This is a genomic window from Enterococcus sp. C74 (assembly GCF_040887125.1).
In the GTDB taxonomy this organism is placed as follows: Bacteria; Bacillota; Bacilli; order Lactobacillales; family Enterococcaceae; genus Enterococcus_B; species Enterococcus_B hirae.
The window spans coordinates 1-24998 of the sequence record NZ_JBFOFA010000015.1; the positions used below are offsets into that span (position 1 = coordinate 1).

A 24998-nucleotide genomic window follows, 5' to 3' on the forward strand; every position below is an offset into this window, starting at 1 on the left:
CAAAAAGCCACCTACCTATTCAGTAAATAGGCAAGTGGCTTTTTTTTAATGGACTGTTTCTTTTTTCAAAGTTAAGATACAGTAAAAACGTTGCTCTTGTTTGTCATACTTTAAATTCAATGCAAGATTCTCATTCTCTTCTACGATTTTTTTGACACTGTATAACCCAATTCCCTTACTACTTTTCTGACTGGTTGTTCCTTTTTGAAACAATTCAGTTAGATTTTTTCCAGTGTTTTTGCTGGGATTACTAAATTCAAAATAAAAACAATCCCACAAATGTTCAACGATGATCGTGATTTCTTTTTTTTCTTTCGCCATCGTTTGATCATAATGAACAAACGCATTTTCGATAATATTTGTAAATAAGCGAATCATGTCATAGGAATTCATTGAAAGCTTGGGTATGATATGATTAACTTGGATTTTATAAGGTATCCGAAGCTCTTCTGCCCGCTTAACAAATTTGACAAAAACTCCTTGCAACAGTGGATCATAAATTTTTTGTAACTTCATGTGTAAAGCATCGTTGAGTTGCGTTTCAAAAAACTCTTTTTCTTCCCCTACGATGGCCTCTATTTCGTTATGAATTTGTTTATTCTGTACAAGATCTTCCATCACACCAACATAATTTTTATAATCATGACGAAATTCTTCTAGCTTTTGATAATATTCTTCATTTTTTTTCATGCTTTCCAAATAGATCTGATAGTATTCTTCCTTTTTCTCATTCAATAAAATCAAAAGCATAAGTAGTCCATAAAAGGAATTACTAGCAACTAAAATAAAAGAGGTTAAAAGGAAATCCAATGAATCCATCGAAAAAAGCAAATGATACCACAAAAGTGACATGAACATACATATAATCAAAAATGTCGAAAACAGACGATTTTTTTTATATGCGTATAGATAATTACTAATTCGAAACTTTTTATCTAATTCTTTCATTACAATTAGGATTGCCACTAAAAGCAAAATTTCTAGGATCGCATTCGCTAATAAGTCATAATTTTCTAAAAATCGTGGCACTTCAATTGTCAAAAAAACAGAAATGCCGATAAAATTTACACAAAAAGTATTTAATAAAAAAACAATAAATAGATTTCTTGTTTCCTGAAAAATGTATTTTCCATTATAAAAATAAAGTAAAACCAAAAATACTGGCGTCCATTCAATCAGCCATATATTAAGTAGCGTTAATCCCAAACGAATGAAGCACTCCATAAAAATCCTTTTTTTTGCAAATAAAATGAGACCTATCAGTGCAAAATTAAGATGAACCACTATAATATAAATAATCACTTCCATTAACCCATCCCCCTAAGCAAACCAGTTTATCATTTTCAAACATACCACTTTTTCATTAATTGGTGCCTCCCCTTTTGACAACCAATAACATTACTGTTATAAGATAACATGAATAATAAAAAATACTAGAAAAATCGCAAGCATATTTAGAATATTTGAAAAATTTAATTTTTATTTAACCACCTTAGAGCTTAACTGTAAAACTGAATCTCACGTTACCTTAACCTTCTCGATTAGATAGAAATCCAAGTTTCATTTAATCATCTTTTTTTACTAGCATAGAACTATCCAAACTATTTCAATCAATGAACAGTCTTCTTTGATCAGCATTTGCACCATCCTTAATAAAACAATACAAAAAAATAAGCCAAAGATAGCTTAAATACAAAAAGTAATTTTGGCTATCTTTGGCTTATTTCGCTAATTTCAATATTAAAAATCTGGATTTCAATCATTTGAATATCCCTGTTAACCAGCTCCACTATATTTTATCAATAAAAGTAACTAAGGGGCATTGACAATTGTCCATTCCACCTGTGATGAATATTCCCCAGCATATCCACCGGGTTGAACATTTAGATAAAAATAGTTTTCTGAATTTTGTAGAATGCTGTAATTCCGGACATTATTATTAGTTGTTACTTCAGTCATAGGAAGTGTGATCGGATGTTCTTTTTCGATGACTTGTGCCGTATCACCATTTTGATAAAAAAGAGTGGCTGGTAATACTTGTTTACCATCTTTAAACTCTTCAGTTTGTGACACATTAAGTTTCCAATTCATCGGTTTTCCAGTTGTATCTTCTACTAAAAGATTGGCTGCCTGTGTCAAATTTGTTTGAATCGTATGACTAGCAACGGGGATTGCCATGAAAGTCAGAAGATCTGGTACGTTTACAAATCTCACAACCCCCGCTTCTTTGATCACCTTAAATGTTTCAATATTTGATTGTTGTTGTTTTTCATTTTTAACATAAACTTCAAATTGATTTTCTCCTGCTGCTAAGTCTGCAAGTGTGAAATTCTTTGAAAAATCAACCATATTTCCAGGTTGTGTATTCGCAATCGAATCTGAATCATTCAGCTTTTTTTCAACACCATTTAACTTATAGTAAATATTGATCCACGAACCACTATCGGCTTTCCACTTGCCACTCAAGGTAAACCCTTGATCCCCCGGGTAAAGAACGAGCGTTTGATTAGCAAGATTATTTGCCAGTTCAATCGTAGGAGGTGAAGCAGGTTTGGTCATTCTTAAGACCGTTGAATCTTGTGCTGACTCACCATTACTTTTTTGAATCATCAAAGTCACATTATTCACTTCTGAAACTGATGGTAGCTGACTCAGGTCAACAGGTACACGAAATGTGCCATCACTCTTGAAGCAAGACAATAGTTCATCAGTGTTCATTATCATCCCATTGATTGTTAAGTAAGCTGTGAGATCGTCCAAAGGACCACTCCATTTACCTGTTAGCGTGATCTGCTCGGAATCTAATTCTAGATTTTTGCTCGTATCATCAAAAGATAAGGCTAACTTTTCTGATTGAAAGCTTGGCATTTCAGCAGATAAAAAATGAGTAAATCCAATATCTTTTTTCATACTATCCCAAACAGATGCACGCAAGACAAATTTATCCTTAGTGACTGCTTTTTCTGTGACTTTGGCACGATAGGTGATCGTCATTGAATCACCCGTTTTTTCCAATAATCGATAAACCGAGTAATTGTCACTATAAGGACCATCAGAGATACCGTCTGAAGCGAGCGGCAATATTTCTGTAATCCGCCCATCATAGGACTTGGAATCTCCAAATTCTGTATGTCCATAAAAGTTATAAGCCGTTATGATGTCATAGGCAACTTCCTTAGATGGAGCCATCAAATTTCCGTTACCTGTTACACCACCATGTTTATAAACAAGTTCGGGTTCTCCTAATAATTCCAACCCTTGCTCTTTATCAGGAAAAACCGTCACTAACGTTGATTGCTTATACTCTTCTTCAAGGTTTGTATCATCTTTTTTTTCTAAAACTGTTGTAACTGTTATCGTATCCCCAATCGCTGTATAATTTGGATTCCCATCTTTTACATAGGTGATTTTAGCATGGATATGTCCACCATAGATGTCAGCTTCTGATTGTCCATCAGGCCATGAATCCGCAACAACTGACTTAGTAGAGAAGGCTAGCTGAAAGAGACTGAACAAAGCAAAATAGGCGACTAGAAATACTAATTTTTTATTCACTTTTTGCTTTTTCATTTCCTTCCTCACCTACCTTTTTGTTGGAACAGTTTGTAACTTAAGAACACAATGATCCCTAATAGTAAGCCGCCTATCCCAATGATCATCGGCAGATAAGATACTTCTGCTTTTTCTTCTGTAATTGCTTCATCATTGATTTTTTTGGCATTTTCTGGTTTGATCGTAAATGTTTTTGCTAAATGCCATTTCTTTTGATTATTTTCTGTTGTCGCATCCACTGTTAACATATAAGTTCCCGGATCGATTTTCTTCTTGTTGACACTGATCGGAAAATCAAAGTTCGTATTGGGTGCGATCGACATATGATCTTTGTTTGCTGTATACAACACTTTTGATGAGCCTTTTTTAGTGATCGTCGCTTCCGTATGAACTTGACTGATGATCGTTGATGTAGGATTTTGTAAATGTGCAAAAATCGTTGCATACGAATTTTGTAACCCAGTTCTTACAGAAATTAATTTCAAATCTGGTGAGACAGGTTTACTGTTGTTCCTAAGCTCAACCCCAATAACATAAGCATACTTATTTCGAATCGCTGTTCCAGAAACTTTTTCACTTTGGTTCTCTTTTTTCGTTACATGGATACCTCCTAAAAGAATCCCGTCAAATGATTCTTTTGGCATTTTCAATTGAAAGTGCACGTCTTTTGCTTCTCCAGCTGGAATTGTTACTTCCTTTGCATCAGTGGTTAAGCAATCACTGACTTGGTATTTGGCAGAGGCATCCTTTTTAACTGTTCGTTGATTATAATCGATCACACCGTTTGTGTTGGTCGCTGCATTGTTGATCTCTATTTCAAAGACACTTTCTTTTTCTCCGACATTGGATAAATGAATGGATAGGTCGCGCGTTTCATTTGGTGCTTCAGTTAAATCAAAATAAGATACATCTTTATTTGTTTGTTCTTCAGGTATATTTGCACTTACACTATATGCAGATTCAGCTGAATCTGCATATGAGGTAAGCGAATTGACACCAAGGATTCCCCAAAATCCGATGATGCCTGTGACTAAACAAATAAAACGATGATGACGTTTATGCATCATTGTGCATCAGTTGGACCTGCAGTAAGGGTCCAAGTAATCGTTGCGGTATACTCTTTTGCTTGAGCAGAACCAGCAGGAACAGTCAATTGAACATTTGTATTGTTTCCTTCTTCTCCTTCAAATACATCTAACCAAGTTCCCTGACCATTCAGACTTTTTGCCGTCATAACTGGTTGAGCTTCATGATTGTTAAAAGTGAAATCAAAAGCATCAGGTTTGCCGCTGATGTTATCAGAAGTCGTTCGAGTATCTCCATTCGCAAATGATAGGATTGCTCCTTTTAATTCAGTGCTGTCAGCTGCTGAAAATTTTGAAGCAGTCGCAGTTAGTGACCAGCCACCAGCTACTCCTCGTTTATCTGTAATTTGAACAAATGGTTTTGCATTTGCTGCGACATAGACTTTTTTATTTTGTGAAATTTCTTGTGTACCAAAACTGATATTGGACACATAGTCAATTGAAAGTGGTCCTTGATCGCCAGTTCCATGATTGTTAGGATCATCTGGATCTACTTCGTCTGGTTTGTCGATTAAATCATCTGGATTATCTGGATTCACTGGTTTGTTGGAATGGGTATCATTCCCTTCGAATGTGATCTTTGCTGTTGAAGTTGCTGAATCACTCATTTCTTCTGCATAGATGGTCATACTCATGGTATTAATGGCTAACACACTTAATAATGTAGTTGCTAGAATATTTTTTTTCATGTTTCTTCTCCTTTAGATTAAGCTGGTGCGTCTGTTAATGTCCAAACAAGTGTGGCAGAATAAGTTCCTGCCAAGTTACCAGAAGGTACTTTTAATGAAACAGCTTCTGCTGACATCTGATCTTCCCAAGTCCCTAGACCGGTTGTTGCGGCAGCAAACATAATATTTTGCGCATCTTTATTTACTGTTACCGTTGCCGTTTCAGCTGCCGGAGATTGATTCTCTGTCACCGTTTTTGCTGTCCCAGCTGGCAAGCTTAGTTCAGCCCCAGCTAACGCAACACCATTTTCAGTATAAAATCCTGCTTTTTCACTATCATAGCTAACTTGTAAGTTCCAACCTGCACCATTTCCTCGTAGATCAGATATTTGTGTTTCAACAAATTCATCTGAATTCCCAGCTGTATAGTTTTTTGTTTCACTAGCGATTTTTTGTGTACCGAAGTCAATATTTGAGATATAGTCAATACGTAAAGCACCGGTGTTTCCTGTTGGAATATACGTACCTGGTACATCTGGTGGATCAATTGGATCCGTTGGTTCATCCGTTTCATCTTGTTTCTCTAACCCAACTTTAGCGATACTTGTGCCATGAGTATCATCGGCTATTTCTGCATAAACGGTTGTTGTTTTCGCACTAATAACGAATGTGCTAAATAGTGCGATTGTTAAAACTACTTTTTTCATTTTTTTCCTTCTTTCCTTTTCTCAGTAAGAGGAAACCTCCTGCTGCTGTTACAATGAGTCCACCACAGATCATCAAAGAACTACTCTGCTGATCAATTGTTTTTGGGAGCTTTCTTTGCATCATTCTTTTTGTCTGCCCGTCTTTCTCTTTTGCCAGATCTTCTGATGATGCATTTGAAGGATTTGGTACAAAGCGGATCCCCGCTGTGCTTTGTACAGATTCAGCGTAGACAATCATTGTTCGCGTATATGCCTCAATGGTCAAAAAAATAAGGAACAAAAAGAAAACAATCGTCATCTTTCTCATCCACTTACCCTCACCTTTCTCTTTACAGCAAATGTAACAAAACCTCCTTTTTTTAATCTTCGCTCAATTGGGTAAATCCTATTTTACTTATATTCATTCTAAAAAAAGGCGTTTGAAACCGTTTAACCTTGCAATTTTTGCTTTTTTTGTCTTAAAAGATGAATCGAACGACTGACTGATAACAAATCGGTGTGATAGATCAAATTTCAAAATTGTTGTAGAGACAGTCAAATAAATACTTTGCTAACAATAGTTGGCTGTTTGTAACAATCTCAAAGAATATTCCACCACATTTTTCAAGCCATTAAGTATTCGTTTCACTATTTATTATGTAGACACTTAACTACGCTTCTGTCCTTAACGAAGACTCTTACAGCAATAAAAATTGACCGTAATTAAGAAGAAAGAAAAAAATCAATGGTGAACGTTTCACCCAAATCTATTGACAGAAAATTCAATTTTTTACTTTTTTTGTCTTGACACTGTCCATCATTGCTTCTATAATGAACAAAAATCATTGATAGAGAGAGTAACGAATAATAAGCATTTTAGAGAGCGATTGGTTGGTGGAAAATCGTAGGTCTATTATTTGTGAAAGTAACTCTGGAGATGCACAAGTGACGTTAGAAGTTTGTGCCGGCGATCCCCGTTATCGGATAATGCGCTTCACTATTAGTGAGTCGCTAAGAGATTGTTTATTCATAAACAAAAAAAACGGTGGTACCGCAATGTCAATTGCCCGTTGGAATAATTATTCCAACGGGCTTTTTGTGTTTTTCACCAAAGAAAGGAAAAGATTTATGCAAATTTTTAGACAAAGACGAGTCAGACGTTTAGCTTCATTTCATTTATGTTAACTAAACGATTAAGGAGTTATTTATGATGGAAAAATTATCAACAAAGAAATTATTTTTATTAGCTTCACTCATTTTCGGAATGCTTTTTGGAGCAGGTAACCTTATTTTCCCTGCTCATTTAGGTCAACTTGCAGGTAGTCATTGGTTATCTGCTGGGATTGGTTTTTTGATCTCCTCTACTTTATTACCTTTAGCTGCACTGATTGCCTTAAGTAAAACACGCTCAAGCGGGTTGTACGATTTTGCTAAACCAGTGGCTGCGTGGTATGGTACCTTATTTCTTATTATGAACCATATGGCCTTAGGACCTTTATTCGCCACTCCCAGAACTGCTGCATTAGGATATCAATTTAGTTTAGGAATGATTTTACCAGAAAAGTATACAACGATTGGCTTATTTATCTTTTCGGTTATTTTCTTTGGCTTAGCCTATTATTTATCAACTCGTGAATCAAATTTATTAAAAATCATTGGAAAATATTTAAACCCATTATTTTTAATTTTACTATTAGCTGTGTTTATCGTCGCTTTGATTCTTCCCTTAGGACCATTGGATGCCAAGCCTGTACTGGATTACCAACAAGCAGCAACTACCAACGGCTTTATCGAAGGATATAATACAATGGACGCATTAGCCTCATTAGCTTTTGGAATTACGATCATTCGTGCGCTTCAAGGAATGGGGATTCATGATGAAGATCAGATTGCTAAAAATACTGTAAAATCTGGTCTATTAACGATGGTTTTATGTGGTGGTATCTATTTGGGGATTATTGCATTAGGTACGATGTCTTTAAATCGCTTTGGTATCTCCGAAAACGGAGGGATTGCATTAACTCAAATCGTTCAATCCTATTTTGGTAAAGTGGGATTGATTTTTATGGCCTTGATGACGCTATTAGCAGTTTTCACTTCTGCGATGGGATTGATTGCCTCATTTGCCCAAGATTTCTCTGTCCGCTTCCCTAAGATCGGCTATAAAGGATGGCTTCGAATCACTACATTACTTTCTTTTATTACCGCAAACTTTGGACTTGACACCATTATTGCTTGGACCATGCCATTTTTAATGATTCTTTATCCTCTTTCCATGGCAATGATCATCCCAGCACTTTGCTCTGCCTTTTTCCAAAATCGCAGAATCGTTTATCAATTGACGACAATCTTTACAGCCATACCTGCTTTATTTGATGGTATCAAAGCATTACCTATTCAAAATCATTTGACAACAAATTTAACCAATTGGTATGTTCATACGATTCCATTTGCTTCCAGTGGTGTTGGTTTTATCCTGCCAGCAATCAGTGGCTTTATCATAGGCGTACTGTATTGTTTAATTTTTAAACAAAGAACTGAGTTAGACCCTTCTCTATCTAATTGAGTCTTGTAACGGACAAAGAGAAGTTTTACCGAAATATGACGCTTCATTTGATAATTTGAGTGAAGCCAGAAGAAAGAAGCAAAAAAGAACAATGTTGATTATCTTTTGATAAACGCATTGTTCTTTTACTAGTTTTCATTGATTGACCTAATCTTGTAAGAGAATTTGGTTGTTGATCAGATCTGAGATAAACTCTGTGATATATTTTTCTTTTTCTTCATTAGAATAGTCACCAGAATCAGCAAATCGTATTAATACTTTTTCTTTTACATGACTAAGTGCTACATTTGTTTTTAATAATTCAAATATATAGATCGATACTTCATTATCTAAAAGATAGATTTCATCATTCAAGGAAAGATAGAGGTCGTTCCCTAATTTCTCATAGGCCAATTCGCCGTTCAGTCTCACCTAATCACGCTCCTTCAGGTCATTTCTGTCTGTTTCCAGATACGATACATTTGATTTTTTATTAACTCTTGCAATAATTGACATTCAGAGCGATCCACTCCATGAATATCATTGGTATGATAATAATGTTGCGCACGACAACCACCACCGCATAAATAGCGAAAAGAACAAGTTTGACAACCAGATAAATGATGGATATTTTGAGATTCAAGCAATTCTATCTCTTTATGGTTATAAATATCAGCTAATTTGTTTTTTCTGATATTACCTAATTTATAGTCATCTGTCTCCAATAATTTACATGCAAAAATATCCCCAACTGGATTGATAACGAACTCTCCCAAACCCAAACCACAAGATTCTTTAATTGTAAATGGCTTTAAAAATGCAGATCGTTGAGCACTTTTTTCTTTGCACTCGATTTCTTTTCTTTCTTCAAAAGATAATGAAATATCTGCCATACTACCTCTTCCTAATTCGCTAAATCCACCTAATTTATAGGCGATTCCATTCTCTTTAAAAAACTCAATCGTTTGATCAACTGATTTTAAGTTATAGTTGGTAACGGTTGCATTAACGTGAATATTATGGAAACCGATATCTAAAAGATTACGGATACCTCTCATTGCTATTTCATAACAACCTCTACCACGGTTCTTGTCATTTTCTTCTTTATCAATCGAATCCAAGCTGATGGTCATTGATTCGCATCGATCTGCCAAGAATTGTGCATTCCTTTTTTTTCCAATCAAGGTTCCATTAGTGATCAAACCAACCGATAAGCCTAGTTGATAAGCATAATCGATATATTTTAAAGAATCATGATTCAGTCCTATTTCTCCACCAGTAAAAATGACTTTTTTTACACCACAGTCTTTTAATTGATCTAATAGTTTGAACCATTCAATTAAAGACAATTGATCCGGATAGTTCTTGGTCATATCTGCTTCTGCGTAACAATACACACATTTTAAATTACATTGATGTGTCAACGCCAAATAAGCGGTTTCAGGAATGGTGACTTCATTTTTTTTTACTTTTAATGGCTCATCTAATAGAAGCTGAAAGATTTTTAGTTTTTTTTGCGTAGACTCGGATAACGCTGAATACTTTCGTAGCTTCACCAACTCTAACTCTTCTTTAGAAATCACTAGCCAGCTGCTTCTTAGAACATTATGGAGAATCACTTCATCAAGAAAAGGATAAGCGTATAAATTTTCCTTGATTTTCATAGAACTCTCACCTCTTTTATTAGCATCACAAACGAATAATAACATTTTGACTATATTAAATAGGAAAATAAAGTCGCCTTTTTAACAGGGGAGTTTTGTAGGGCAACTTTATTTTCCAATTAAAAATGGACATCGGAAGACTAGATTAAGAACCGTTACCAATCAATAACCCACAAGAACATGGGGACAAAACATTGCCAGAGATTTTTTTTAGTACAGGTTTCGTAAACATAACAAGTCTCCTTTCTGAACTTTTAGGAAAAAGCACGATAATATTCATTTTTTTTCCTAAATATAGTATAAACTTTGAATGAAAATATTGTCAATGACGGTTCGAGAGAAAAATTATTAAAACCTTAGTTATAAAATAAAAAAATTTAACAATTTATGCGTTTCTTTTATATAACGCTAAAATTTCTAAGACACGTTGATTTGTTCTTCTGACTTATTTGATTGGATTCATTGCTATCTATAAGTAAATTTGTTTTTATTTTATTTCATCACCTCAAATTTCCATAGTGATCATAAATTCCCATTAAGTTATTTTAAATAACGATTTTTTAAGTTTAAATTTGAAAAACACTGCTTTATCTGTTTATTTTATTCTAAACATAACGATTATTTAACGAACAAATCTATTTTTTTCATAAGAATTTTAGTATAATTACAATCTATAAAGTATATTTAATTCCTCATCAATCTGAAACTAACTTTTGGGTCATAAGGACTTTATTTTAATTCGATACCACGGTGTTTAAATAAGTGGTTTAATTTTTAGGAGGGATATATTGAAAGGTTATTATTCAGTACAAGAATTAGCCGACCAACTTGGTGTGACAACTCGTTCAATTCGAAACTATCTGCACGAAGGGAAATTAAAGGGAACAAAAGTTGGAGGAAAATGGAAGTTTTCTGAACAAAATTTGTTTGATTTCCTCTACGGTGACAAGGAAAATCTAATGATCCAAAAAGATTATCAAGTGACGCTTGATGTCCCTGTCACATTAAAATTATCTCTTGTAACAGATGATTTTCACGAAATGGATGCCTTTAAAGAGCAACTTTTTAACTATCATTCAGAGGTTTATGCTAATAAAAATGATCGATTGATCCAATACACGCATTTCAAAGAAAATGAATATGATATCTTAATTGGTGGTAACTTTAATTATGTCACTAATTTCGGGTCATGGATCTATGAACAACTACAAAAACAAACATCCATTTCACTAAAAAAGAATTAGTTTTTTATTTGGAAAAAGAGCCTGTGAAAGAAACGATCTGCTCTGATGACAATAAGCCTGAATTTTTTGAAACAGCTTCCCATGTTTCAAAAAATTCAGGCTTATTTCAAGAACTCGATGCATAAACACCGTGTATAAGAGATTGCGAAAAGAGCGTTTGACCTGATTACTCGCCAAGTAAAAACTACGACGAGTAATCGTTGGAGCAATCAAGATAAAAATCTCGAAACAGCTCCCCATGTTTTGTGGATTTTTGTCTTATTGCCGAAGGTCAGCTCTTTGAATGTCGTTTACTGTTTTTTTTAGATTCTAAATTTATTATTTCCCCTATTTCTTGTTTCTATTTATAATGCTAAGTAGCTTTAACCCTTACCCCCTTGAAAGGATGGATATAGTTTCATGCCACCATCTACAAATAAAGTAATTCCTGTCACATAACTGGATTCATTAGAAGCGAGCCAAGCAGCAGCGGCGGCGACTTCCTCGGGTTTACCCACTCGTTCCATTGGTATCATGCTTTCTAGAATTTCTTTTTCTTTTGGATCTTCAAATTTTTCTGCATTAATCGGAGTTTTGATCGCCCCTGGTCCAATACTGTTGATTCGAATATTTTCTGGTGCGTACTCCATGGCTACTGTTTCTGTAAACAGCTTGACACCGCCTTTTGATGCTGCGTAATGAGCAAATGTCGGCCAAGGGATTTGTTCGTGAACGGAGGACATGTTGATAATATTACCTTTGATCTGATGAGTTTTAAAATAACTCAACGCTGTTTTTGTCCCTAAAAATACGCCTGTTAGGTTCACCTTTAACACTTTCTCCCAATCTTCTAATTCCAGCTCATGGGTTGGTTTTTGCGTTTCCATACCAGCATTATTGACCCAGATATCTAAACTTCCGAATGTTTCGATTGCTGCTTTGAGCAGACGATCCATCCCTTCTTCTGTACTGACATCCGCTTCGACAGCTACTGCTTTGCCACCATTTTTTTCGATCTCGGCTACTGCTTCTTGTGCCCCTTCTTCATCCGAATGATAGTTGACAACCACACACATTTTTTCTTTACCAAAGCGTTCACAGATTGCTTTACCGATCCCTTTTGATCCTCCAGTTACTACTGCCACCTTATTTGTTAGATCTTTATACATATACTTTCCACCCTTCTTTTTCACCTACTGCATACTTCCTATATCAAGTGTACAATAGTACCCTGTCTTTTAGGCAAACGATACGCTTATTCGATCGATTTACTTTTTTCTATAATAAAAGAGTCAGCAAGCTACTTGCTGACTCGAATGATTTCACCAAAAAAGGCTTTTTTATTGTCTTCAGTTAAATTCAATACTTTTATTTAAAATAGTCCGCTGTTGCTTTTTCATCTGCTTTCAGTTGTTCAATCAATGATTCAACGTTTGGAAATTTCACTTGGTTTCTCAAAAAATGATGCCAACGGACTTTTACATGCTCTCCATAGATATCTTGAGCAAAATTTAAAATATATAATTCAACGGTAAGTTCACGATCATCACCAAAGGTATCATTATGACCGATTGATCCCATTGCTTGATACCACGTTTCACCAACTTTGATCTCTGAAACATAGACACCTTCTTTTGGAAGATGAACAGTACTTTTAACTTTGATGTTAGCTGTTGGGAATCCTAGCAGGCGGCCACGAGCATCGCCATGGACTACCACCCCTTCGACCTCGTAAGCAGCCCCCAATAAACGTGTTACTTCATTTATTTCTCCTGCGTTTAATAATTCACGTATCCGTGTCGAACTAATCTTCTTGCCACTGTCTTCTTCTTTTGGTACAGTGATGACTTCAAATCGATTCTTTGCATAACTTGGTAAGTGCGCTACATCTGCAATTTCTTTAGGTCCGTAAGTATAGTCAAAACCAGAAACAGCATATTTTGCATGAAGTCCTACGATATATTGATCAACAAATTCTTGTGGAGCTAAATGAGCAAACGATGACGTAAAATCGATTTCGTATAAATAATCAACACCTAATAAGGCCATTTTTTCTTCTTTTTGTTCCAGAGTAGTCAAATATTTTACTTGACTTGGATTTATTTTTTTGAAGACGATTGAAGGATGTTGGTTGAAAGTCATCAAAGCTAATTTCAATCCTTCTTTTTTGGCAATTTCTTTTCCCCGATTGATAACACGTTGATGGCCTAGATGTACCCCGTCAAAAAAGCCTAAAACAAGTACAACGTCTTCTGGTGGGATCTGATCTGCTTGATAAGGATGTCTAATTTTGATAATTTTCATTTTTATACCTCATTCCTCAACACTTTGCTTGGTTTTAATTTATTTTTTTCTTTTGGATTTGGCTGGTAAATACTTACTACTTTGTCTTGGTAAAAAAGTGCGATCTCTTCTGTCGGCATTTCTGCTAAGTTAAATACCTGGTAATCTAAGCGCATACCATTTTTAACTTTTTCCCAAACACGATCACTAATGTCTACTCTCTTAAAACGAGCGACACCAGCTTCTAGTGGCAATAAATGTTCTTCAAAGGTTCCTGCAAGCATATAATCTGCTACTTGCTGCAAAGTGATTGCCTGCTCCTTCTTCATTCCTCCACTAGCTGTTCGAGTTAGATCGGACATGTGAGCAGGATAGCCTAATTTTTTCCCAGTATCAACAGCAAGCGTTCGTACATAAGTCCCTTTCCCGCATACTACCTCAAAACGCCAAGATAGCAACCCCTTCTCTTGGTCCCAATGCACGTCACTTGTTCTTTCAAAACGTTCAATCTGCGCTTTACGCACGGGACGTGTAACTGTTTCATTGTTTCTGGCATACTCATAAAGACGTTTGCCGTTCACTTTGACAGCTGAATACATCGGTGGTATCTGAGTGATTTCCCCGATAAAACTTTTCATCGTTTCATCAATTTCTTCATCACTGATTAATCGATCAACTGTTTTACTTTCGACGACCTCACCAGATTTGTCTTCTGTCGTTGTACTAAATCCTAATGTAATCTCTCCTTGGTATACTTTTCCTGCATCGCTTAAATATTCGATAACTTTAGTCGCTTTTCCAAGGCAAATCGGTAACACACCATCAACATCAGGGTCTAACGTACCACCATGACCAATTTTTTTCATATGTAAGATTTTTCTTAATTTAAATACACAATCATGACTTGTCATGCCACGTTCTTTCCACAAAGGTAATAATCCGTCCATGTTTTTTCTCCCTATCCAATAAAATATCAACTTTGTCATTATAACACATCCCACAATAATGTGACGATTTTACCTTTTTTCGCTACGTTTTTATTATTTGGCAACAAACTTGTAATAAAACTTCACAAACCTGTAAATACAATTCATGTTATTCTCTTAGACAAAAGCAAGCTTGAATCCTTCATTTGCAGCCTTTGATTAAAACGAGTCGCAGCTTTTAAGGAATAAATGATCCTAGTCTTCCCCAAAACAAAAAACTGAGGATCATATACGAATCTCGAAAAGAGTCTGAAGTATAAATCTAACTCTTAATAAACGGTGTCCAAGAAGCCACTTCTTAAAAATAAGAGAGAATTTTTCAAAATAAGAAAAGCTATTTTAAAAGATTCTCTCTTATTCGTTTGGAGTTGACCGCTTCTTTCACAACCTGTTCGAGACACGTACAAATTGCTCATTTTTTTCTCATGTATTCTGTACAGTAAAATTATGGTACTGTGCGTTTGTCATTTTAAACTACTTGCATTGTGTAGTTTGAACTTTTTTTCTAAAAAATTGGATGATGGTGTAACTGCGGTATCTCTGCTTTATAAAAAGCTAAAACTAAAAAAACTACTAAAAAAGAGCTATAACCCCACTTCTTAAGGTTTATAGCTCTTTTTGTTTTAATCTTTATTTAAATTACGAAGCAACTCATCAATGTGGTTACCATACCCCACTGACTCATCTAATTCAAAAGTTAATTCAGGCGTTTTATAGATGCTTAAGTTGTGTCCTAATTCACGGCGAATCAGTCCACTTGCTTTTGCTAGGCCTTCCTGTGCTTTTTTCTTATCTGAAGCTAAGTCAGATAAAATACTATAATAGATGGTTGCTTGTTGTAGATCTCCCGTAACGTGGACATCAGTGATTGTCACGTTTTCTACACGAGGATCACGAACTTTTTTGCGTAAAATATCATTTACTTCTTTTAAAATTTCTTGACCGACTCGGCGGTCTCGATAGTTTGCCATATTGAGCGGCCTCCTAAAATTAATTTGTTTTGATTTCTTCCATAATGAAGCCTTCGATGACGTCATCGACTTTGATGTCATTGAATTTTTCGATCATTGCACCACATTCATAACCCATTTTAACTTCTTTTACATCGTCTTTGAAACGTTTCAAGCTAGCTAGTTGTCCTTCGTAAATGACGATACCATCACGGATCACGCGAACGCCACTATCACGTCGAATGTATCCTTCTGTGACATAAGCCCCAGCGATCGTTCCAACTTTTGATACTTTGAATGTTTCTCGAACGATCATTTGACCAGTGATTTTTTCTTCAAACTCTGGATCTAGCATCCCTTTCATCGCTGTTTCGATTTCTTCGATTGCTTTATAAATGATTCGGTGTAAACGAATGTCCACTTCTTCATTATCCGCTTGAATTTTAGCTTGTGGTGTAGGACGAACATTGAACCCAATGATGATCGCATTACTTGCTGCTGCAAGGGTTACATCACTTTCATTGATGGCACCAACTGCAGAATGGACGATTTTCACACGTACCCCTTCTACATCGATCTTTTGCAATGAAGCAGCCAATGCTTCTGCAGAACCTTGTACATCAGCTTTAATGATAACATTTACTTCTTTTAATTCGCCTTCTTTTAAGCTTTCAAACAAGTTGTCCAATGTTACCCGACTAGTGATCGCACGATGTTCTAACAACGCACGTTTGGCACGTTCTTCACCGGCTGCACGAGCAGTTTTTTCATCTTCAAAGACAACAAAGCGGTCACCTGCTTGTGGCACATCGTTTAACCCAGTGATCTCAACTGGTGTTGCTGGTCCAGCAGATTTTTCACGACGACCTAAGTCGTTGACCATCACACGCACACGTCCATAGGTATTTCCTACTACAATTGGGTCACCTACGTTTAAAGTCCCTTGTTGAACAAGTAATGTTGTAACAGGTCCTTTTCCTTTGTCTAGACGTGCTTCAATTACTGTACCAATTGCTCGTTGTTTAGGATCTGCTTTTAGATCCTCTACTTCCGCAACCAGCAAGATCATTTCTAGCAATTCGTCAATATTTTGACCAAATTTAGCAGAGATTTCAACGAAAATCGTTTCTCCACCCCAAGCTTCTGGAATCAATTCATATTCACTTAATTCTTGCATCACGTGTTGAGGATTTGCCCCTGGTTTATCAATCTTATTAACAGCAACGATAATTGGTACGCCAGCTGCTTTCGCATGGTTGATTGCTTCGACTGTTTGTGGCATAACACCGTCATCTGCTGCTACAACTAAGATCGTGATATCAGTGATACTTGCTCCTCGCGCACGCATACTTGTAAATGCAGCATGCCCAGGTGTGTCTAAGAATGTGATTGGTTTGCCATCAATATCGATTTGGTAGGCACCGATATGTTGTGTAATCCCACCAGCTTCGCCACTTGTTACTCGTGAATGACGTAATGTATCAAGTAATGTTGTTTTCCCGTGGTCGACGTGTCCCATGATTGTTACAACTGGTGGACGAGAAACCAATGTATCAGGATTTAATTCTTCTGGTTCAAAGAATTTGTCGATATCTGCGATATCTACTTGGATTTTTTCTTGTGGTTCCATCCCATAATCTGTTGCTAAGAGTTCAATCGTATCTTTATCTAGTGCTTGGTTTTGGTTGACCATTACGCCAAGCATAAATAATTTTTTGATGATCTCTGCTGGTTCACGATGGATTTTCTTCGCAATATCCGCAACGTTCATGCCTTCAGTATACTCTAATACTTCTGGTAACTCACGGAATTTACGTGGTGGTACAGCAGGTTTATTGGAAGTTTGTTGTTTTCCTTTTTTCCCTTTTTTGTTAAAACGATTGCGGTTGTTATTGTTAAATTTACCACGATTATTATTGTTGTTACGGTTTTGGTTACCACCTTGGTTTGATCCTTGGCGATTTTGGTTTCCGCCTTGTGTTGATCCTTGGCGGTTTTGATTGCCACTTTGTGTTGCTCCTTGACGGTTTTGGTTATTTCCGCCTCCATTATTACTTCGGTTTTGGTTTGTTGATTGGTTTTTTCCTTGATTCACTTGACCGCTCCCTTGACCGCGATCTTGATAGTTGCGGTTATTTTTTTGTTGTTTCGTTTTTGTTTCTTGTTTCTTTTGTTCATTCGGCTGGTTTGTGGCTGGCTTTTGGCTGGCTTGCTGTGCTGGTTTTTTATTCGTCTGTGGTTTTTTGAACGCTTGTTGCAACTTCTTTTCATCACCAGTTGTGATTGCTCCCATGTGATTCTTCACATTAATCCCAAGTTGCTGCGCCTTTTCCACAACGTCTTTACTAGGCTGATTTAATTCTTTTGCTAGTTCATAAATTCGTTTGTTGCTCATGCAATCACCTTCCTAACCTTCAATTAGCTCCTTGGTTTTCTTCGCAAAACCGTTATCTACGATTCCAAATACTTTGCGAGGCTTCCCAATCATCTGCGTGATTTCAGCTTCGGAAAATAGTTCAAAGCAAGGAACTTCATAATATGAACTCTTATCTTTCACTTTTTTCTTCGTATTCTCACTCGCATCATTTGCTACAAACACGATCTTTGCTTTCTGTTTACGAATGTCTGCAATGGTCAACTCCTCGCCGGTAATCAACTTACCAGCGCGCATCGCTAACCCAATGAGATTCATGGCTTTTTGCCGATTTCCTTCATTCATTTACCGAATAGCTCTTTTCGTGCTTTTTGATGGGTTACATAATCGAGTAACTCTTGGTAGAATTCATCTGTCAAAGTCGTTTCTAACGCCCGATCAAGAATCTTCTTATCCCAAGCTTGTTGTACTTCAGCTGGCTCAAGTGAGACATACGCACCACGGCCTGGCATTTTCCCAGTGGGATCAATCGATACTTCCCCTTCTTTGGAACGGGTAATTCGAATCATCTCTTTTTTGGGTTTCATTTCACCTGAAACCACAGATTTGCGTAAAGGAATCTTCCTTTGTTTCATCTCTTCGCCTCCTAAGCTAATTGTTAAGCATCTTGATCCGTATTTTCAACTGTTTCATCGTTGAAAGCAATCGTTTCATATTCATCATCTGTATAATCAGATTGAACGATCGCTTCATCATGAGCGACTTCTTCAGAAGCTTCTTCTTGATCTTGCGCTTGTTTTTCATAATATTCAGCCATATCTGATTCTGACTTGATATCGATTTTGTGATTTGTTAGTTTGGCAGCCAAACGTGCATTTTGTCCACGTTTACCAATCGCTAAGGATAATTGGTAATCTGGAACGACAACGGTACAAGCTTTAGGATTTTCTTCATCAAAAATCACATCGATCACTTGCGCTGGATTCAGAGCATTCGTGATAAATACCGCTGGATCTTCGTTCCACTCAACGATATCCATGTTTTCACCCTTTAATTCATTCACGATCGCTTGCACACGCTGGCCTTTTGGTCCAACACAAGTTCCAACTGCATCAATATTTTCATCATTTGAACGAACGGCTACTTTTGAGCGATCGCCCGCTTCTCTAGCAATGCTTACGATTTCAACGATCCCATCGTAAACTTCTGGCACTTCTTGTTCGAATAAACGGCGTAATAGATCTGGATGGCTACGGCTAACGAAGACTTGTGGACCTTTTGACGTATTTTCTACACGAGAAACGTACACTTTGATACGATCATGCGGTTGATAAAATTCATTAGGCATTTGATCTTGTTTCGATAAAACTGCTTCGATCTTTCCAAGATTTACATAGATATATCGTTTATCTTGACGTTCAACGATACCTTGCATAATGTCTTTTTCATACGCGCTGAACTCATTGTAAATGATGGTTCTTTCTGCTTCTCTGACACGTTGTAAAATAACTTGTTTTGCTGTTTGTGCAGCAATTCGTCCAAAGTCTTTTGGTGTCACTTCAAAACGGATGGTATCACCAATCTCATATGCCGGATTAATCAAAAGCGCATCTTTTAATGATACTTCTAATTGTGAATCCATTACTTCTTCAGTAACTTCTTTCACAGCATAGACGTGAATTTTCCCTTTCTTTTGATCAAATTCAACTTCAACATTTTGAGCTTGACCATAATGGCGTTTGTATGCAGAAACTAAAGCAGCTTCTAAAGCGTCGATCACGATTTCTTTTGAAATCCCTTTTTCAGCTTCTAATGCATCTAATGCGTTTAGCATTTCTTTACTCATTTTTCTGTTTCCTCTCCGTGATTAAAATTGGATCGCTAAGCGAGCTTTGGCAATATTTTTTCGGTCAAGAATTAATTCTTTTTCCCGTGTTTTTATGCGTATTTTCAATATCAGCTGTTCAGCATCAACTGATTGGAGAAATCCTTCATATTGTTTTTCTCCATCAACTGGTTGATAAAGAGAAACATGGATATATTCTCCAAGCGCTTTTTCGTAATCTTTCTCTTTTTTTAATGGGCGTTCTGCCCCTGGAGATGATACCTCTAGAAAATAAGCTTGTGGGATAGGATCTGGATCTGCTGCATCAAGTTTTTCGCTAAGTTTTTCGCTAACCCATGCACATTCTTCGATATCGATTCCGCCATCTTTGTCAATGAATACTCGTAAGAACCAACTTTTGCCTTCCTTCACAAATTCTACTTCGACAAGTTCAAAATTTTGTTCCTCTAAAATCGGAGTCACCATTGCTGTGACTGTTTCAACGACGCTACTCAAAAAGTTCGCCTCCTTAAAATTGCTTCCGTAATTCCATTAAAAAGAGTGAGCGAAAATTCCGCTCACTCACAGTTAGTATCATTACCTATAAATAACTATACCATATTTCATTTAAAATGACAAGCTTCCACGCTAACCCTTGATTAGAACATATCAAACAAGGAAAGTTGGTTTTCATCTGGAAGGTCTTTCAATACCCCGTTGTCGTTCATATACTCAATCAACGTTTTAGAAACTTTTCCTCGTGTAGCAAGATCTTCTTTTGATAAGAATGGTCCATCTTTTCGTGCTTCAACGATTTGTTTTGCAACGTTTGTTCCTAAACTTGGGACAGCTCTAAATGGTGCGATCAATGTGTCTCCTTCGATCACGAAGTTCACGGCATCTGATTTATATAGATCGATCATGCCAAAATGAAAGCCTCTTTCCAACATTTCATTCGCTAATTCAAGGACGGTCAACTGATTTTTCTCTTTGACTGAGGCATCCAAACCTTTATCTGTGATTTCTTTCATCGCTTGTTTTACCGCATCTTTCCCTTTACACATAGCCACAAGATTAAAATCATCCGCTCGAACTGAGAAATAGGCACAATAGTATAAAATAGGGAAATAGACTTTAAAATAAGCTACACGTAAGGCCATCAAAACATAAGCCGCTGCATGGGCTTTTGGGAACATATATTTGATTTTAGAACAAGAATCAATGTACCAATCTGGAACATTGTTTTCTTTCATGGCGGATAGATAGGTTTCTCGTAATTCATCAGGGATCTTGTTCCATAGCCCTTTACGAACGGTTTCCATAATCTTAAAAGCCATCCCACTATCTAATCCAGCATGGATCAAGTAAACCATGATATCATCCCGACAACCAATTACTTCAGCCAAAGTCGCATCCCCACGTTTGATCAATTCTTCTGCATTACCTAACCATACATCGGTCCCATGTGATAATCCGGAAATCTGTAAGAGTTCAGCAAAAGTCGTTGGATGTGTTTCTTCCAACATCCCCCGAACAAAGCGTGTCCCAAACTCTGGGATACCTAGTGTCCCTGTTTTAGAATAAATCTGTTCACTGGTAACGTTCAAGACATCTGGACCGGCAAAAATTCTCATTACTTCTGGATCGTCAGTTGGGATCGTTTGTGGATCGATTCCCGATAAATCCTGCAACATACGGATTACTGTCGGATCATCATGTCCCAGAATATCAAGCTTCAGTACATTATCATGGATAGAATGGAAATCAAAATGCGTTGTTTTCCATTCTGAATTTTGATCATCTGCTGGATATTGGATCGGTGTAAAATCATATACGTCCATGTAATCGGGAATAACGATGATCCCCCCTGGATGTTGTCCAGTCGTTCGCTTCACGCCAGTCGCACCTTTGGCTAATCGATCAACTTCAGCACTGCGAAATTGTAAATTATGATCTCGCTCATAACCTTTAACAAAGCCATAAGCTGTTTTATCGGCAACTGTACCGATTGTTCCTGCTCGATAAACATATTCTTCCCCAAACAAAACTTTCGTATAGTTGTGCGCTTCTGCTTGGTAATCACCTGAAAAGTTCAAATCGATATCTGGTACTTTGTCTCCATGGAACCCTAAGAACGTTTCAAAAGGAATATCATGGCCATCTTTATTTAATCGTGCGCCACATTTCGGACATTTTTTTTCAGGCATATCAAACCCCGAACCGTAAGTACCATCTTCAAAGAATTCTGAATACTGGCAATCAGGACAATAATAGTGAGGGGCCAATGGATTTACTTCAGTGATCCCAGTCATTGTCGCAACAAAACTAGAACCAACTGATCCACGTGAACCAACTAAATAACCATCTTCGTTACTTTTATGCACCAGTTTTTGCGCAATCAAATAGATCACAGAAAACCCATTCCCGTTGATCGAATTCAATTCTTTTTCTAATCGTTTTTCAATGATTTCTGGTAATGGATCACCGTACAACTGTTTAGCTCTGGTATAACTCAAATCAGAAATCTCTTCTTCAGATCCAGGAATTTTTGGCGTATACAAATCATCTTTCACCGGAATGACCTCTTCACAAAGGTCAGCAATCTTATTCGTATTGTCAACGACGATTTCTTTCGCTAGATCTTTTCCTAAAAAGTTAAAAGCAGTCAACATCTCATCTGTTGTTCTAAAATGCACATCAGGCAAACTATGTCGGTTCAACGGATTAGCCCCACCCATTGAATTAATCAAAATCTTCCGATAGATTGCATCTTCTTCATTAAGGTAATGCACATTCCCAGTAGCAACGACGATTTTGTCCAATGACTTTCCGATTTCAACTAGATTTTTGATGATTTCTTCTAAATCATGTTCATTTTTGACTAGTTCTTGCTCAAGCAATGGTGCATAGACCGCTTTTGGCATCACTTCAATATAATCATAAAATTTTGCTCGATTTCTAGCTTCTTCAATTCCTTTTTGCATCATTGCTTCGAAAATCTCACCTTTATCACAAGCAGAGCCAATGAAAAGATTCTCACGTAATTTCTTCAGTTGTGAACGAGGAATACGTGGGACACGTTCAAAATATTCCACATTCGACATCGAGATTAATTTGAATAAATCTTTTAATCCAGCTTGATTTTTCGCTAAGATCGTCACATGAAATGGCCTTGCTCGTTTATACGAATCGCCTTCTCCCACATGAGCATTGAGTTGATCATGGTAGAGCATCTCATGGTTTTCCATTGCTTCTTTAACGAAAATCCATGCTAAATGACCTGTCGCTTCAGCATCGTAAATCGCTCGGTGATGCTGTTCAAGACTGACACCAAATTTTTTAGATAACACACCTAGACCAAATCGTTTAAATTGAGGATACAAATATCTGGCTAATTCCAGCGTATCGATGACTGGATTTGTCGCCTCTGGGATTCCATATTTTGCATAACTTGTATTCAAGAATCCCATATCAAACGCGGCATTATGGGCGACCAGAATCGAATCTTTTGAAAATTCGAGAAACAGACGTAGGACTTCTTCTTCTGATTTAGATCCTCGTACCATTTCATCTGTGATCCCAGTTAGATCAATCGTTGTGCGGGAAAGTGGGTGTCCGGGATCAATAAATTCATCAAAGCTTTCAATGACATTCCCTTTATACATCTTGACCGCAGCTAATTCGATGATCGTATCATAAACAGCAGATAGTCCAGTGGTTTCCACGTCAAATACGACATATGTTCCTTCATTCAAAGAAACATGTTCATCATTGTAAGCAATCGGCACACCATCATCTACGACATTGGCTTCAACCCCATAAAGAATTTTCACGCCTGCTTTTTTACCGGCACTATGCGCTTCAGGAAATGCTTGTGCCCCTCCATGATCCGTGATCGCAATCGCTTTGTGTCCCCATTTTCCAGCTTGAGCCACAAGGTCAGAGATACTATTGGTTGCATCCATCGTACTCATATTACTATGAACATGTAATTCCACTCGTTTCTCATCGTCAGGAGCATAGTCTTTACGAGGTGCATGCTTCACCTCAATGATATCTTGTGCATTCATCACCAGGTCTCGCACAAATGTATCTTCTTGGATACTTCCTCTAACTTTTAACCAGCTTCCTACGCTGATTGCATCAAAGATTTGTTCATCTTTTTCATTATTTGAAAATTTCTTAACAATAAAAGAAGAAGTATAATCGGTGATTTTTAACGTTAGAATCTTACGTTTTGAACGTAGCTCACGCACTTCTTTATCAAATACATAGCCTTCCAAGGTCACACGACGTTCTTCTTCAACGATATTGATCATTGGTGTTGTCGGTTCATCTGCTGGAATATTACGACCTAACTGGATCGGTCCATCTAGTACAGGAAGTTGCTCTTTTCTTTCTTTTTTCTTTTGTTCATGGACAATCAAACTTTCCGCAGCTTGCTTCATGAACGCTTCTGCTTGTTCTTGCTTCCGCTCTTCAAACAGTTTTAGCACACGTTCTGCTTGTTCTTCATCAATTTCAGGTTCGATACGAAATTTAGGGAACCCGTAGCTGACAAACAGCGTTTCAACTAAAGGTAGATATTGTTGCTTTAAATAATTAATCGCGCCATTGCTATCGACTGGCAAGACAATTTTCTTTTCCTTCAATATAGGGACTTGTGTTTTTAAAACTTGTTGAGCCAACGGCGTATCGCATTGTTGGCTTTCTAAAGCTTGTGCCCAATAATCTTGTAATAATTTTTCATCAAACTGCTGATCATCAGCTTTGATAGTTAATCTGATCTGTGCAATATCTTTAAATGCCAGTGTCAAATTTTGGAGCAATGATCGATAAAGCATGATCGGTAAAATTTGAGTAAAGTGTAGGGTAAACTCCCACAATCTTGATTTGCGGTGAACCACTACACGCTCCATTTCGCCAGCAGAGATTAGTGGATGATTTTTTTCCACTTCTTCTAGTTGGATTTGTTCCAACAATTTTTCAAATAACTCTCGTTTTTCTGACAAAACCATACGCCCTTTCTGACGAGGACAAATCAATGCTATTTCATTTGAACCTCTTCTTCTTTCAGTACTATTTAGTATACCCGTTTTTACATGGATTTACATTAAAAAAACGACAAAGAATTTTCTTTCTCGTTCTAAATCGTTG

The 24998-nt window shown here is 36.8% G+C and carries 20 protein-coding genes and 1 other annotated feature; of the genes, 2 read left to right on the forward strand and 18 right to left on the reverse strand.

The window, feature by feature from the left end:
• Positions 1-45: 45 nt before the first annotated feature.
• The 6 genes from AB3H93_RS13340 to AB3H93_RS13365 form a co-directional block, all read right to left on the reverse strand.
• A complete protein-coding gene (locus AB3H93_RS13340) occupies positions 46-1308 on the reverse strand; it encodes a GHKL domain-containing protein (RefSeq protein ID WP_368020694.1) in 1263 nt (420 codons plus the stop codon).
• 504 nt (positions 1309-1812) lie between these two features.
• A complete protein-coding gene (locus tag AB3H93_RS13345; protein WP_368020695.1) occupies positions 1813-3570 on the reverse strand; it encodes a hypothetical protein in 1758 nt (585 codons plus the stop codon).
• A gap of 8 nt (positions 3571-3578) precedes the next feature.
• On the reverse strand, positions 3579-4619 hold the full coding sequence (locus tag AB3H93_RS13350; RefSeq protein WP_053766751.1) for a DUF916 and DUF3324 domain-containing protein: 1041 nt from the start codon (positions 4617-4619) through the stop codon (positions 3579-3581).
• Positions 4616-5326, reverse strand: a complete 711-nt coding sequence (locus tag AB3H93_RS13355) for a WxL domain-containing protein (RefSeq protein ID WP_096710223.1) — start codon at positions 5324-5326, stop codon at positions 4616-4618. Before AB3H93_RS13355 ends, AB3H93_RS13350 begins: the two co-directional genes overlap by 4 nt.
• 17 nt (positions 5327-5343) lie before the next feature.
• Complete coding sequence (locus AB3H93_RS13360; RefSeq protein ID WP_368020696.1) at positions 5344-6012, reverse strand: WxL domain-containing protein; 669 nt, start codon at positions 6010-6012, stop codon at positions 5344-5346.
• Positions 5978-6319, reverse strand: coding sequence for an LPXTG cell wall anchor domain-containing protein (locus tag AB3H93_RS13365; RefSeq protein ID WP_010737766.1), 342 nt, complete (start codon positions 6317-6319; stop codon positions 5978-5980). Before AB3H93_RS13365 ends, AB3H93_RS13360 begins: the two co-directional genes overlap by 35 nt.
• Before the next feature lie 508 nt (positions 6320-6827).
• Positions 6828-7065 (forward strand) — a binding site (T-box leader).
• A gap of 133 nt (positions 7066-7198) precedes the next feature.
• Between AB3H93_RS13365 and brnQ the strand changes: the two genes are divergently transcribed.
• Positions 7199-8557, forward strand: a complete 1359-nt coding sequence (gene brnQ / locus AB3H93_RS13370) for a branched-chain amino acid transport system II carrier protein (protein ID WP_368020697.1) — start codon at positions 7199-7201, stop codon at positions 8555-8557.
• Positions 8558-8704: 147 nt separating this feature from the next.
• Here brnQ and AB3H93_RS13375 read toward each other — a convergent pair whose 3' ends face one another.
• Together AB3H93_RS13375 and AB3H93_RS13380 are read right to left on the reverse strand one after the other, a co-directional pair.
• Positions 8705-8968 carry a hypothetical protein gene (locus AB3H93_RS13375; protein WP_053766748.1) on the reverse strand — a complete coding sequence of 88 codons (264 nt, stop codon included), beginning with the start codon at positions 8966-8968 and terminating at the stop codon, positions 8705-8707.
• Between the two features lie 14 nt (positions 8969-8982).
• Positions 8983-10200: a radical SAM protein gene (locus AB3H93_RS13380; protein WP_368020698.1), complete on the reverse strand. Its 1218-nt coding sequence runs from the start codon at positions 10198-10200 to the stop codon at positions 8983-8985.
• A gap of 788 nt (positions 10201-10988) precedes the next feature.
• Here AB3H93_RS13380 and AB3H93_RS13385 point away from each other — a divergent pair.
• Positions 10989-11444 carry a helix-turn-helix domain-containing protein gene (locus AB3H93_RS13385; protein WP_010718891.1) on the forward strand — a complete coding sequence of 152 codons (456 nt, stop codon included), beginning with the start codon at positions 10989-10991 and terminating at the stop codon, positions 11442-11444.
• A 362-nt stretch (positions 11445-11806) separates the two neighbouring features.
• Here AB3H93_RS13385 and AB3H93_RS13390 read toward each other — a convergent pair whose 3' ends face one another.
• The 10 genes from AB3H93_RS13390 to AB3H93_RS13435 form a co-directional block, all read right to left on the reverse strand.
• Complete coding sequence (locus AB3H93_RS13390) at positions 11807-12592, reverse strand: glucose-1-dehydrogenase (RefSeq protein ID WP_010737770.1); 786 nt, start codon at positions 12590-12592, stop codon at positions 11807-11809.
• 199 nt (positions 12593-12791) lie between these two features.
• Complete coding sequence (gene ribF / locus AB3H93_RS13395; RefSeq protein ID WP_096710217.1) at positions 12792-13727, reverse strand: riboflavin biosynthesis protein RibF; 936 nt, start codon at positions 13725-13727, stop codon at positions 12792-12794.
• A 2-nt stretch (positions 13728-13729) separates the two neighbouring features.
• Complete coding sequence (gene truB / locus AB3H93_RS13400) at positions 13730-14653, reverse strand: tRNA pseudouridine(55) synthase TruB (RefSeq protein WP_010718888.1); 924 nt, start codon at positions 14651-14653, stop codon at positions 13730-13732.
• Between the two features lie 662 nt (positions 14654-15315).
• Positions 15316-15663: a 30S ribosome-binding factor RbfA gene (rbfA, locus tag AB3H93_RS13405; RefSeq protein ID WP_010718887.1), complete on the reverse strand. Its 348-nt coding sequence runs from the start codon at positions 15661-15663 to the stop codon at positions 15316-15318.
• Between the two features lie 19 nt (positions 15664-15682).
• Complete coding sequence (infB, locus tag AB3H93_RS13410; RefSeq protein ID WP_053766744.1) at positions 15683-18037, reverse strand: translation initiation factor IF-2; 2355 nt, start codon at positions 18035-18037, stop codon at positions 15683-15685.
• A gap of 12 nt (positions 18038-18049) precedes the next feature.
• Positions 18050-18361 (reverse strand): YlxQ-related RNA-binding protein, encoded by a 312-nt coding sequence (locus AB3H93_RS13415; RefSeq protein ID WP_010718885.1) that lies wholly within the window; start codon positions 18359-18361, stop codon positions 18050-18052.
• Positions 18358-18651 carry a YlxR family protein gene (locus tag AB3H93_RS13420; protein ID WP_010718884.1) on the reverse strand — a complete coding sequence of 98 codons (294 nt, stop codon included), beginning with the start codon at positions 18649-18651 and terminating at the stop codon, positions 18358-18360. Before AB3H93_RS13420 ends, AB3H93_RS13415 begins: the two co-directional genes overlap by 4 nt.
• 23 nt (positions 18652-18674) lie before the next feature.
• Positions 18675-19862 carry a transcription termination factor NusA gene (nusA, locus tag AB3H93_RS13425; protein ID WP_096708951.1) on the reverse strand — a complete coding sequence of 396 codons (1188 nt, stop codon included), beginning with the start codon at positions 19860-19862 and terminating at the stop codon, positions 18675-18677.
• Positions 19863-19883: 21 nt separating this feature from the next.
• Complete coding sequence (gene rimP, locus AB3H93_RS13430) at positions 19884-20357, reverse strand: ribosome maturation factor RimP (RefSeq protein ID WP_010718882.1); 474 nt, start codon at positions 20355-20357, stop codon at positions 19884-19886.
• A 143-nt stretch (positions 20358-20500) separates the two neighbouring features.
• The gene (locus tag AB3H93_RS13435) at positions 20501-24853 is read right to left on the reverse strand and encodes a PolC-type DNA polymerase III (protein ID WP_063627709.1); all 4353 of its coding nucleotides are present in this window, start codon (positions 24851-24853) and stop codon (positions 20501-20503) included.
• Positions 24854-24998: the final 145 nt, after the last annotated feature.